General features: G+C 51.1%; 13 protein-coding genes. 5 read left to right on the top strand and 8 right to left on the bottom strand.

Going from position 1 to position 12,786, the window contains the following annotated elements; all coding sequences use genetic code 11:
* The first annotated feature begins 120 nt into the window (after positions 1-120).
* The gene (locus U9S71_RS15660; protein WP_326328540.1) at positions 121-636 is read left to right on the top strand and encodes a T9SS type A sorting domain-containing protein; all 516 of its coding nucleotides are present in this window, start codon (positions 121-123) and stop codon (positions 634-636) included.
* A gap of 16 nt (positions 637-652) precedes the next feature.
* On the opposite strand, the gene ispG is transcribed toward U9S71_RS15660, so the two are convergent.
* From ispG to U9S71_RS15635, 5 genes are all read right to left on the bottom strand, one after another.
* Entirely contained in the window at positions 653-2,656 is a 2,004-nt protein-coding gene (ispG, locus tag U9S71_RS15655) for a (E)-4-hydroxy-3-methylbut-2-enyl-diphosphate synthase (protein ID WP_326328538.1), read from the bottom strand.
* 108 nt (positions 2,657-2,764) lie between these two features.
* Positions 2,765-3,382 (bottom strand): RDD family protein, encoded by a 618-nt coding sequence (locus U9S71_RS15650; RefSeq protein WP_326328536.1) that lies wholly within the window; start codon positions 3,380-3,382, stop codon positions 2,765-2,767.
* A 3-nt stretch (positions 3,383-3,385) separates the two neighbouring features.
* Positions 3,386-4,339: a toast rack family protein gene (locus U9S71_RS15645; protein ID WP_326328534.1), complete on the bottom strand. Its 954-nt coding sequence runs from the start codon at positions 4,337-4,339 to the stop codon at positions 3,386-3,388.
* Between the two features lie 12 nt (positions 4,340-4,351).
* Entirely contained in the window at positions 4,352-4,966 is a 615-nt protein-coding gene (locus U9S71_RS15640) for a PspC domain-containing protein (protein ID WP_326328533.1), read from the bottom strand.
* Between the two features lie 14 nt (positions 4,967-4,980).
* Entirely contained in the window at positions 4,981-5,688 is a 708-nt protein-coding gene (locus U9S71_RS15635) for an SDR family NAD(P)-dependent oxidoreductase (RefSeq protein WP_326328531.1), read from the bottom strand.
* Positions 5,689-6,046: 358 nt separating this feature from the next.
* Here U9S71_RS15635 and U9S71_RS15630 point away from each other — a divergent pair, with 358 nt between their 5' ends.
* The 3 genes from U9S71_RS15630 to U9S71_RS15620 are packed head-to-tail and all read left to right on the top strand — an operon-like array spanning position 6,047 to position 8,521.
* Positions 6,047-6,781, top strand: coding sequence for an MlaE family ABC transporter permease (locus U9S71_RS15630; protein WP_326328529.1), 735 nt, complete (start codon positions 6,047-6,049; stop codon positions 6,779-6,781).
* Positions 6,782-6,803: 22 nt separating this feature from the next.
* On the top strand, positions 6,804-7,556 hold the full coding sequence (locus U9S71_RS15625) for an ABC transporter ATP-binding protein (protein ID WP_326328528.1): 753 nt from the start codon (positions 6,804-6,806) through the stop codon (positions 7,554-7,556).
* A gap of 47 nt (positions 7,557-7,603) precedes the next feature.
* The gene (locus tag U9S71_RS15620) at positions 7,604-8,521 is read left to right on the top strand and encodes a class I SAM-dependent methyltransferase (RefSeq protein ID WP_326328526.1); all 918 of its coding nucleotides are present in this window, start codon (positions 7,604-7,606) and stop codon (positions 8,519-8,521) included.
* Here U9S71_RS15620 and purU read toward each other — a convergent pair.
* Positions 8,490-9,332, bottom strand: a complete 843-nt coding sequence (purU, locus tag U9S71_RS15615; RefSeq protein ID WP_326328525.1) for a formyltetrahydrofolate deformylase — start codon at positions 9,330-9,332, stop codon at positions 8,490-8,492. The two genes, U9S71_RS15620 and purU, sit on opposite strands and share 32 nt — an antisense overlap.
* Positions 9,333-9,338: 6 nt before the next feature.
* A complete protein-coding gene (locus U9S71_RS15610; RefSeq protein ID WP_326328524.1) occupies positions 9,339-11,198 on the bottom strand; it encodes a DNA topoisomerase IV subunit B in 1,860 nt (619 codons plus the stop codon).
* 196 nt (positions 11,199-11,394) lie between these two features.
* On the opposite strand from U9S71_RS15610, the gene U9S71_RS15605 reads away from it, so the two are divergent.
* Complete coding sequence (locus U9S71_RS15605; protein ID WP_326328522.1) at positions 11,395-11,862, top strand: DinB family protein; 468 nt, start codon at positions 11,395-11,397, stop codon at positions 11,860-11,862.
* Positions 11,863-11,870: 8 nt separating this feature from the next.
* On the opposite strand, the gene U9S71_RS15600 is transcribed toward U9S71_RS15605, so the two are convergent.
* A complete protein-coding gene (locus tag U9S71_RS15600) occupies positions 11,871-12,773 on the bottom strand; it encodes a VOC family protein (RefSeq protein ID WP_326328520.1) in 903 nt (300 codons plus the stop codon).
* Positions 12,774-12,786 lie beyond the last annotated feature (13 nt).

Raw genomic sequence — 12,786 nt, 5'->3', positions numbered from 1 at the left:
TTGTCTAGGTGCATTGGGCACGATGCCCTACCTTTGTGATGAGGTAAGGGCATGGATAGTGATTTAGAGAACTTAAATTAGCGCCAAGGCATGACACCATAAATCGATGATTGGGACCCTATGAGGAAGTTTTTACACCACATTATTACAGTACTGACGTTGAGCGCGATGATTCTCGTGGGGAGTGCTAATGCTGCCCAAGAACGTGCGGTTGCGGTAGATACGAGTCGTGTGGCGAAGGGTGCCGAGGCCAAAGTGGCGGAAAAAGACACGGAATTGGCTTCCCCATCCACCGAAAAACGCTCCCAGCGGTCGTTTTTTTCTTCATTTAAGAGTTTCTTTCCGTTTACATCAAACAATGTTGCCCAAGATAAGCTGTTGAGCAGCGTAAAGGTTTTCCCCAACCCTATTGTCGATCAGATCAGCCTTTCTTATCGGTTGGATAAACAAAGTGCAGTCTCCATCAAGGTGATGGATGCATTGGGTAATGAGGTGATGACGCTTCTTAGTCAGGAGCTTGATGCTGGCCCCCAAAGCCATGTGTTTGAAACCAACAATAAACTCACAAACGGGTTTTATTTTATCCGCGTATCGGCAGGTACGGAAACCGTAGTGAAACGTATTTCCGTGCTTTAAGGCTTTATCCCTTTTCTTATTCCGGGTCGATCCACCGGTCGTCGCCTTTAATGATTTCAATAAGTTCGTCTAGTGCATTGGCCGCGCCTACATTGCGTTTAACCACTTCTTTGCCACGGTAGAGGGTTATTTTTCCCGGACCGGCACCGACGTAACCATAGTCGGCGTCAGCCATTTCGCCCGGACCGTTTACAATACACCCCATGATCCCAATCTTGAGACCTTTGAGGTGGTTGGTTCTGCTCCGTATCATTTGCGTGGTCTCTTGCAGGTCAAACAGTGTGCGGCCACAGCTGGGGCACGATATGTATTCCGTTTTGGAAATGCGCGAACGGGTAGCCTGCAAGATGGCAAATGATGCTGATACAAGCTTATCGGTCGCTATGGACGGTGCGTCTATCCATATCCCGCTACCCATGCCATCCACCAGTAGTCCACCCATGTCGGTGGCTGCGTATACCTGTAGTTTTGACAACGGCTCTTCCGGGTCCATCAGGTCGCCTTGCGGGCCCATAAAATCTGCAGCGGGGTAATGCCGCCGAATGATGACCGGATTGTCGATACCCAATTCGGTGAGTGCACCGAAGAATTGCCGTTGGTTCGCCATACCGTGCGGCACGTCTGTTTCCACGACGAAGATGATGGTTTTGTCTAACGGCAGCGCTTCGAATGCAGGCGTTGTCACATCTGCATAGCGTATCCGTACCAAGTTGAGATGGCGGTCCTTTTCGGTTGCTTCCAGAAATTGGCTTAGCGAAAACAACGGATGGATGTTGGTCTTGTCTTGGATGTTCAGCCAGGTTGGGTAATCGTACAATTGCTTCAGGTTGCCCGGCATGGTAAACGATGGCAGCGCACTGCCGAGATAGACGAAATCCACCGATTGCTCGCCCATGTGGTATTTATCGAGCCAGGGGTCGTACTTATACCCTACATCGGTAAGAATATGGGGGTCTTTCAGGTTTTTCCCCGAGATGTCCACCACCACTCGCGGCACTTGGGTACCGCCGATGAACACGTTTACTTCGTTGGAAGGATAAGGCGCCGGCTTGCTGGTGTTGATCAGGGTGGGAGCAGGGACGTTGATGGCTTCCCGCTCATTTTCGTGCTGGCGCGCCTTGTATCGGTTCACCAGCGCTATCGCCACCGGCGCTTCGAGCTCGGGTTCTTCCGTGAGTGATACACGGACCGTATCGCCCAGACCATCCTCGAGTAGGGTGCCGATGCCTACAGCTGATTTGATGCGGCCATCTTCACCGTCACCGGCTTCTGTAACGCCGAGGTGCAACGGATAGTTCATTCCCTCAGCGACCATTGTCTCTACCAGCAGGCGATAGGCACGTACCATCACTTGCGGGTTGCTGGACTTCATCGAGACGACAATGCTGTGGTAATTGAGGTCTTCGCAAATTCGGATGAATTCCATGGCCGATTCGACCATTCCCTCCGGTGTGTCGCCGTAATGACTCATGATGCGGTCGGAAAGCGAGCCGTGGTTTGTGCCAATCCGCATGGCCGTGCCGTATTCTTTGCATATTTTCACCAGCGGAGCAAACTTCGTATAGATGCGTTCCAGCTCCGACTGGTAGGTTGATGCCGTATAATTCAATTGGTCGAACTTTTTCTTGTCGGCATAATTTCCGGGATTGACGCGCACTTTTTCGACGATACGGGCAGCAACTTCGGCTGCATTGGGGGTAAAGTGGATGTCGGCAACAAGCGGCACATCGTAACCCCGCTTACGCAATTCCTTTTTGATCTCGGCCAGGTTCTGGGCTTCCTTGATGCTGGGCGCGGTAATACGTACGTATTCACAGCCCGCGTCAACCATCCGGATGGTCTGTTCCACGGATCCGATGGTGTCCATGGTGTCTACGGTGGTCATGCTCTGGATGCGGATGGGGTTGTCGCCGCCCATCGGTATATGGCCGATGGGCACTTCGCGGGTATGCCATCTGGAATATGCCGTTAAAGAATTGCAGTAACCCCCTGGGAGTATGTTTCCGGTTTTCGTATCCATGCGTACGGCAAACTTAGCTAAATTGCCAGAGATAGGCAAATTAGCGATCTCTCACCTGCCGTTGAAAAATGAGCTGTTAGGTGAAACTTAGGGATAATGGGTGATATATTAAATCAACCTGTCTTTGATAACTAACGTTCCTGCGATCTTGTCGTGGAGACACTGCTGGCGCCTGTCGAAGAAACCGGTGAGGAACCCGATACCCAACGTTGCCACCCCAACTAATTTGGCCATGTTTCGCCCTAATGCCCGTCCATAGCCAATAGGCCTGCCCTGTTCGTCGGTCACCTTTACACCGATAAGCATCTTGCCGATCGAGGCTTGTTTGCGCGATCCCTCCATGGCTACACATAAGATGAACTTCGTAAGGGGCACGATCGCCAGTCCGATGAGCAAGGCCGGGATGCTCTCTTTTGCGTTCGAGATGCCCGCAAGGTAGATGGCGGCTAACGCCGCATACACGCAGCCAGCGATGAAGTAGTCGATTGCCGTGGCCAGCAAGCGTACATCTAATGTGGCGAAATATTGGGGGCGTGTATTCTGGTAGGCAATATTTAATAGGCTACTCAATTCAGCAATTTCCCGTACTTCTTTAAATTCGGGATACCCCGATGGTTTAACGAAGTCGGTTGGATTGAGGTTCATGCGGCGCAATTCATCCAGTGAAAAGGGGCCTTCGGGCTTTCCCCGGATAACCACCTCGAACCGGTCGGGCAATGTGCTCATCGTTTAATCATAACGTTTCACGGTGAAGGAACTCAATCCACCTTTTAAGTCAACGAGAAAGCGATTGCTCGCCCCTTCATAGCCTTCGGTGGTATAGGAACCATCGTCCTGTTTGGTGAAACCCGGGAAATCCTTGGAAGAAAGTCCCGACTTGACGACGATTTTACACGCTGCGGCACGGGGTATTTCGATTTCTACACTGGCTACGCCCGATTCGGCCGCTATCGTGGTTTCTTCCAGAGGCATACCCAACTTCGCTTCGAAGGATGCCGCCCCGCCTTTGAAATGGAGACTCGCTATCTTGTATTGGGAGAGGTCAAATTCGGCCGCGCCGGCGCCCATGTCGAGTGAAATGTGCCACTTGGGGTTGCGGTTCAAACGGATTTCCGCACGGTTTTCGTTGCCCTTCATGTCCCAGTTGCCTTTTTCGGTATCGCGCATGCTGAAGGTAAGGTTGGCATTGGATCCAGTGGTTGTCGTTTCCAACTGGTGTCCGCCGAGGGTACTCGTTGCTTCAGCGTGGAACAGCTCGTCTGTCGGCCCTTCGATTTCGTATTCTACCGCCCCACCTTTAATGTGGAGATGTGCCGTCGTGATGGCATTGTCATAAGCATGGGTGAATACGCCGCTCGATTTTTCGCGGGGTCTATTGTCATTCGACGATGGACGCCTTTCCGTTTTCCAGTGTTTATGGTCAAAGATCCACCAATTGTCGTGCGGTGGAAATGTGCCACGGAAGGCGAGGAATGCTAGCGCGGCGATGGTGACCACAATGGAGATAGCGTTGCCGATACCACGTTTGGGCACCAGTAGATTAACGCCGATGATGATAAGGATAATGGGCCACATGCTAAACACCGACCGCCAGTAAAAGTCGATAATGTCTAGGTTATCCAGTAATAATACACCGCCCACGAACAGTAGGATGAGTCCCCAGCTTAATTTTTCTTTGTTCATAATCCGTTCAATTTATTTGGTGTAACCATGGTCGGTTCCTGCATTGTCTGTGGGTTCGTCCGGTTTGTCTTGGGGCGCTTGTGCCTCGGGTGCCTGTTCCTCCGGTTCGTTTACCGAAAATGGTTTTGGCTTCTGTGGTTTGAAGGCGCCGAAGATGGTAGCCACGCCCAAGAGAATAATCAACACGGGCCAGAACCGGGCGAAGTCACGCCAATAAAAAATATCCAGCTGGTGCAATAAGAAAAATACACCCAAGGCTACCAAAATCAACCCGGCCACGTACCGGTCTTTGCTTACTTTTTTATTGGCCCTGTTGAACTGGTGGCGTTGATCCCCGGCATGGGGCGGGTATCCTCCGAAATCTTCCACTGGCGGGTTAGGTTGCACGCGGTAGTCGACACGAAACGGGTCGCTTGGCAATACAAATGATTTGATGGGAAGTACGATCCAAAGCACGATGTAGACGATGGGCCCCAAGAGCCCGATGCCCATGTAGCCCGAAAAAAAGACGCTGATGACGAAAGCGACCCTTACCCACGTTTTATCTATGCCGAAATACGTGCCGAGACCGGCGCAAACACCTGCCACGGCACCTTCATGGGGTATGCGCTGAAGTTTCTTTTCCATGGATTTCTCCTTTTTTAACTGTTACCGTATTTGGGTTTGATGACGACTTCCTCCACGTTGGCCCCATCACTCATCCGGAGGCAGGTTACAATAGCCTCGGCGATGTCTGCCGGCAGAATAAACCGGTCGGCAGGGATGTCGGTGCCTTCCCACGAGGAAGTCAGCGTTGAACCCGGGATAATCTCGGTCACCTTCACGTCGTGTGGCCGCAGTTCCTCCCGTAATACATGCGTTAGACCCATCACCGCAAATTTTGTTACAGTATAGGTGCCGGCGGCGGAAACGGGCTCGCGGCTGGCGATGGAGCTGATGTTGAAGATGTGTCCACGGCGGTTTTTTCGCATGCGTTGACCGACGGCGCGCGACAGGAGGTGTGGGGTGATGTAGTTGACCTGCAATTGCTGCCGGAAATCCTCGTCGGTCTCATCCAGTACGGATACGGGTTTAAAAATACCCACGTTGTTGATGAGGATATCGATGTCTGCCGTTTGGTCATCTACCCACGTAATCAGGTTGTTTAATTGTTCGGGTGCTGAAAAGTCACAGGCTAAATAGGCCACGTGAATATCGGGATATTGTGTTTCCAGTTGTTTTTTGAGCGCAGCAAGCGCTCGGTCATTACGGGCAGCGAGCAATAGGTTGTAGCCACATTCGGCAAGTTTTTCGGTGATGGCGTGCCCCATTCCTTTGGTGGCGCCTGTGATTAATGCTGTTCGGTGCATGGGTGGTAACATGTACCTAATATAGGGGTTGCATTACACTTTTGCAAGCGCACCTTCGTTTTTTGAAGCAGAGATATTAGCGTCGGTTATGTAAATCCTAAAGCTGTGAAACGCTAGAACAGGCCTGTGGTATACCGATATAAGCCTGTCGCGGCTCGTCAGGTTGTTGGTTTGCGTAAAGATAGGCATGGAAAGACTTTTGGCGGAAATTGGCGGGATTTTCCGCCAATTTCCGCCACGGATGCGATTATTTGGTTTCGATATGGTATCCTCATCGAACAAACAATACGGCACGGATTTTCGTTGTAACTGCAAAACCTGTATCTTTAACGCTAATTGAATAGTTAGATAACGATTTATGTTTTTCACCTACTTCGGACAATACCTTTTGCTTTTGAAAGCGGTCTTCCGGCGACCGGAAAAATGGCGGATATACTGGAAAGAAATTATCCACGAGATGAACGAGATCGGCGTGGGCTCCCTCGGGTTGATCGGCATCATCTCAACCTTCATCGGTGCCGTAATGACCATGCAGATCGCCTTCCAGTTGGTTTCTGATTTGATTCCCACGTCGGTGATCGGGCAGATCAATCGCGATTCGAGTATCTTGGAGCTTAGTCCCACCATCACCGCGCTGGTATTGGCAGGCAAGGTGGGGTCGTCCATTTCGTCGCAGATCGGGTCCATGCGGGTAACCGAGCAAATCGATGCACTCGAAATCATGGGCATCAATGCACCGGGGTACCTTATCCTCCCCAAAATCCTGGCGGGCATTACGATGATTCCAGCATTGGTCATCATGTCCATTTTCCTGGCCTTAACGGGTGGGCTTTTTGGCGGGGCGATTTCCGGTGCGGTTACTCCTGCCGATTACATCAATGGGATTACCGATGGCTTTATTGGTTATACGGTTGCTGTAGCGTTGGTAAAAGCGTTTGTCTTCGGGTTTATCATCACCTCCGTTTCGGCCTTCAAAGGGTTTTATGTACGTGGTGGGGCGCTGGAGGTTGGCCAAGCCAGTACACGTGGCGTGGTTATCAGTTGCATCTCCATTCTGGTGGCCGACTATATTATTACAGCCCTTATGCTTTAACCGTTTTTACCAACAGATACGTATGATTGAAGTTCAAAACATCCATAAATCGTTCGGCGACAACCATGTACTAAGGGGCATCGATGCCCAGTTCAAGCCGGGTCAGATCAGCTTAATCATTGGCGGATCGGGATCGGGCAAGAGCACGTTGCTGAAATGCATGGTGGGGCTGCATCGTCCCGAACAGGGAAAGGTTCTTTACCAGGATGCGGATTTTACACGGATGGATTTCGAAGACCGTATACCCATCCGCAAGGAAATCGGGATGCTGTTCCAGAATTCGGCGCTGTTTGATTCGATGACGGTGGAGCAGAACATCATTTTCCCCTTGGAGATGTTTACGGATATGAGCCGGAGCGAGAAGATCGACCGAGCCAATTTTTGTTTGGAGCGGGTGAACCTGGCGGGCCGTAACAAGCTGTATCCGGCGGAGCTTTCAGGAGGGATGAAGAAGCGCGTGGGCATTGCCCGCGCCATCAGCATGAATCCGAAGTACCTCTTTGTCGATGAGCCCAATTCGGGCCTTGATCCGGAAACCGCCATCGTGATCGACGAGTTGATCTCGGACCTGACCGAAGAATATAAATGCACAACGGTGGTGGTGACCCACGACATGAACTCGGTGATGGGTATCGGCGACTACATCATCTTTCTACACAAAGGCCAAAAATGGTGGGAAGGGTCGAATAAGGAAATTGCACATTCAGATGTGGAAGAGCTGAATAGCTTCGTATTTGCCAGTCCGTTTATGAAAGCGGCGAAAGAGCGGTTTTAATCGAACGCGTTCAATTTATCGCTATCTTTGCCAAAAATAAGCTTACTTTGACTGCAAACAGCATCCAACTCCGTACCCCCGAGCACTGGGAAGACTATGAGCTCATCGATTGTGGTAATTTTGAAAAACTGGAACGGTTCGGCGACCGTATACTGATTCGCCCCGAACCACAAGCCGTATGGGCTAAGGGCCTGTCGGAGGCCGAGTGGCAGAAGCGGCACGACACGAGGTTCAAGGGCCGTTCGGCCACCAGCGGCGAATGGATCAAAAAGAACCCTAAACTGCCCGACCGTTGGCATATTAAATACAGCAATGGCGATGTGGCCATCAAGCTGCGCCTGGGCCTCACCTCCTTCAAGCATGTGGGCGTTTTTCCCGAGCAGGCGGTCAATTGGGATTATATTTCCACCGCGATAAAATCATCCAGCACGCCGAAACCGAAGGTGCTCAACCTTTTCGCCTATACCGGTGGTGCCTCGTTGATTGCCCGCGCTGCCGGTGCGGATACCACCCACGTGGACTCCATCAAGCAGGTGGTTACGTGGGCCAACGAAAACCAGGAGCTGTCGGGCCTTTCGGATACCCGTTGGGTGGTTGAAGATGCCCTTAAATTCGTGAAACGCGAGCTGAAGCGGGGTAATAGGTACCACGGGATCATCCTTGACCCACCGGCCTACGGGCATGGACCGAAGGGCGAGAAATGGAAGCTGGAAGACCACATTGCCGAAATGATGCGTGATGTGGTCCAGTTGCTCGACCCACAGGAACATTTCCTAATCTTGAATACCTATTCGTTGGGGTTTTCTTCCGTGATTGTTGAAAACCTGATCAGGGCGGCATTGCCTGATGTGCAAAATCTTGAAACGGGCGAATTGTACCTGCAAGCCACGGCCGGGAGTAAGTTGCCACTGGGCGTATTTGGTAAATTCCAAACTATTCAAACACCACGGTCTTATTCCCGGTAATGATGACCCGGTCTTCAATGACCAGCCGCAACGCCTTGCTCAATACCGATTTCTCCACTTCTTTACCAGCACGTATCATGTCTTTCACGGTGTAGCTATGGTTTACCGGGCGGATATCCTGCGCAATGATTGGGCCCTGGTCGAGGTCGCTGGTTACGAAATGGGCAGTGGCCCCGATTAATTTCACACCCCTTTCGTGTGCCTGTTTGTACGGACTGGCGCCGATGAATGCAGGAAGGAACGAGTGATGTATGTTGATGATCCGTCCGGTATACCGGTCCACGAAATCGGCCGATAGTATCCGCATGAATTTGGCCAACACGAGGTAGTCTGGAGCGTGCGCATCCAATAGTTGCGCGATCTCGTGTTCAAATTCCGCTTTCGATTTCCCTTCGTGGGTTACGTGGTAAAACGGGATGTTGAAACGCTGGGTGAATGCACTGAGTTCGTCGTAGTTGCCCACTACGCAGCAAACCTCGGCACCGAGCGTATTAAAAAAGTAGCGGACGATGATATCGCCGAGACAATGGTGTTCCTTGGTCACCAGTAGCGCCAACCGCTTTTGCTGCGGCGGGTTTACCGTTACCGTAGCTCCCGCGGGCAGGGCCTCGATGAGGTCGGTGGTTAGCAGTTCGTTGTCTTTCGCTTTACCGGCGCATACAATCCTCACGTAGAAACGCTCGGCGGCCTCATCCACATACTCGCGCATCGTCACGATATTGAGGGTGTGGCGTGCTACGGTATTGGCAATCTGGCCAACCAGCCCCACAGCATCGTGGCACTGGATAAGGATAAGGGTTTGGTTTATCATGATCTATTAAGCCACCAGTTCTTCGGTTTTCGATTCTTCGGCTATATCCACTTCCACACGGAGGTTGTTCACGATGTGTTTTTGCCTGTCGGGCGTATTCTTGCCCATGTAGTATCCTAGCAACTGTGTGATTTTCAATTCTTTTAAAAGAATAACGGGATCCAAGCGCATGTCTTCACCGATAAACAAGCCAAACTCATCCGGCGAAATCTCCCCCAGTCCTTTAAAGCGCGTGATTTCCGGTTTTCCGCCTAATTTCATGATGGCGCGCTGGCGCTCCTCATCGCTGTAGCAATAGATGGTCTCTTTCTTATTGCGCACACGGAATAAGGGCGTTTGCAAAATGGAAACGTGGCCGGCTTTTACCAAATCGGGAAAAAACTGGAGGAAAAAGGTCATCAGCAACAGGCGAATGTGCATGCCATCCACGTCGGCATCGGTGGCGATGACGATGTAGTTGTAGCGGAGTCCATCCAACCCGTCCTCGATGTTGAGGGCATGTTGTAGGAGGTTGAACTCTTCATTTTCATACACTACTTTCTTGGTGAGCCCGAACGCATTGAGGGGTTTGCCTTTCAGACTGAACACGGCTTGGGTCTGCACGTTGCGCGACTTGGTGATGGATCCACTCGCCGAGTCGCCCTCCGTGATAAACAAGGTGGTTTCCTGTGCCAGCTCGTGTTTATCGCCGTAATGCACCTTGCAATCGCGTAGTTTACGGTTATGCAGGGAAGCCTTCTTAGCACGTTCGTTGGCCAGTTTTTTGATGCCCGCGATGTCTTTGCGCTCGCGTTCCGACTGCATAATCCGCTTCAATAACGCGTCGGCCGTTTCGCCGTGCTTGTGCAGGTAATCATCAAGCGCCTTTTTGATAAAATCGTTGATGAAGGTCCGTACCGTAGGCCCCTCGGGGCCGATGCTCTGCGAACCGAGTTTAGTTTTCGTTTGCGACTCGAATACGGGCTCCTGTACCTTGATGGCGACCGCACCAATGATAGATGCACGGATATCCGAGGCATCATAGTCTTTTTTGTAGAACTCGCGTACGGTCTTCACCAGTGCTTCGCGGAAGGCTGCCTGATGCGTACCGCCTTGCGTGGTATGCTGTCCGTTTACAAACGAGTAATACTCTTCGCCGTATTGCTGGCCATGGGTAATCGCAATTTCGATATCTTCCCCTTTGAGGTGGATGATCGGGTAGCGCATGGATTCGGCGTCGATGTTCCGTTCGAGCAGATCCTTGAGTCCGTTTTCGGAAACGAATTTCTGGCCGTTGAAATTGATGGTGAGTCCCGAGTTGAGGAACACATAATTCCAGATCATGTTTTCCACGAACTCCGCGCGGTAGTGGTAGTTCTTGAAAATGCTGTCGTCGGGGTAAAAGGTTACGGCCGTTCCGTTGCGTTGGGTGGTCGATTTTTCTTCATCCCTTACCAGTTCCCCTTGGCTGAACTCGGCAATCCGTGTCTTGCCATCGCGGTACGACTGCACGGTGAACGACGTGGAAAGGGCGTTGACCGCCTTGGTGCCGACCCCGTTGAGGCCTACCGATTTCTGGAACGCTTTACTGTCGTATTTACCGCCGGTATTGATTTTGGACACCACGTCTACCACCGAGCCTAGGGGGATGCCCCGGCCGTAGTCGCGCACGGCAATCTTCTGTTCGCTCATGTTGATGTCGATGGTTCTCCCAGCGCCCATCACGAATTCATCAATGGAGTTGTCCATCACCTCCTTGAGCAATACATATATACCATCGTCGTACGCTGAACCGTCGCCCAGCTTTCCGATGTACATCCCCGGCCGGAGCCGGATGTGCTCTTTCCAATCGAGCGAGCGTATACTATCTTCGTTATATGCGGTCATTTTTTGAGACACTAGATATTAGACATTAGACAACAGACTAAAACTTGCTTCGTTTGATGCCATACCGAATAAGGTCACGCAATATTACAAAATTTTAGTTGTTTTTCCCTATTGACAAAACGTTGTCATCAACACCCCGTTTCTTTGTAGTGAACAATAAGGAATTATCAATTATCCACTATTAATTATCATTATCATGAGTATCATCACCAAAGACGAATTGTTGAAACATTGGCAAGGACACCGCACGTTAACCCGGCGGGTTATCGAAGCGTTTCCGGAAAAGGAGCTATTTACATTTTCCGTTGCCGGCATGCGGCCTTTCGGCGAATTGGCCAAAGAATTATTGTCTATCGCCGTTCCGGGTTTACAGGGTATCGTTGACCGGTCCGAAGAAGGCTTTACCGAAGACGGTTTGGGCACGATTACGACCAAAGCAGCACTATTGCAGAAATGGGATGAAGATACACCCAAGATTGATGAATTGTTCGCTCAGATTCCCGAATCGGATTTCCACGTGACGTTCAATCTCTTCGGCCAGTTCAACTTCCCCATCATTGACAACATCCTGTATTTCGTCGACAATGAAATCCACCACCGGGGGCAGGGGTATGTTTACCTACGGTCGTTGGGCATCCAGCCGCCGTTTTTCTGGGAGCGCTGATGTTTTCCCTAGCCTTGGTAGGCTTCGTTTAATTTTTTAATATCAAACTTTTTCATTTGCATAAAGGCCCGGGTTACCCGGGCTACTTTCTCCCGATCGGGGTCTTGCATCATTTCATCGAGGACGGCGGGCGATATTTGCCAGGATAGACCAAACCTGTCCTTCAGCCAGCCACATTGCTCCGCTTCGGGTACGGCCGATAGCTTTTTCCAAAGGTAGTCAATCTCCTCCTGCGTATCGCAATTCACCATCAGCGAAACGGCTTCATTGAAGCCATAATCGTGTTCCCGAGCACTGTCCATCGCCACAAACCATTGCCCTTGGAGCCGGAAGTCGGAAAACATGACCGTGCCTTCCCGGTCGGGTGCCATACCCGAAGGATAACGGGCGATTGTACCGCGACGTGCGTCTTTGAATACCGATAAATAAAAATCACCGGCTTCCTCCGCTTTTCCGCAAACATCGCCCACAAACAGTAGGGAAGGAAGGATTGGCGGACGTTCTTCCCCTTCGGGGTCGGTGAGGATGAGCTGCCAGGAAACACCATATCTATCCTGTATCCAGCCGTATCGCTCGCTGAAAGGATACTTGTCAAGCGGCATCAATACCTTTCCGCCGTCGGCGAGCTTGGCCCAAATATCGTCAAGCCGATTTGCCGCGTCCGCATCGCGCGACGGGTCAAAATTGACCATGAAAGAAATAGACGGGTTGAATTTGAACAATGGCCCAGCGCTGATGGACATAAATGAATAACCCCAAAGCTGGAAAGACACCATGTCGGCATCGCCCGAAGGGGTATCGTTAAGCGTGATGATGTTGGTGATTCGTGAATCGGGGAATATCGAGGTGTAAAACTCGGCCGCTTCTTTCGCTTCCCGGTCAAACCATAAATGGGGGATGATTTTTTGCATGACAAAACTCCTT

This window comes from Parapedobacter flavus, assembly GCF_035818675.1.
Classification (GTDB): Bacteria; Bacteroidota; Bacteroidia; order Sphingobacteriales; family Sphingobacteriaceae; genus Parapedobacter; species Parapedobacter flavus.
The sequence above is the reverse complement of the archived record's forward strand: the minus strand, read 5'-3'. Positions and strand labels throughout refer to the sequence as shown.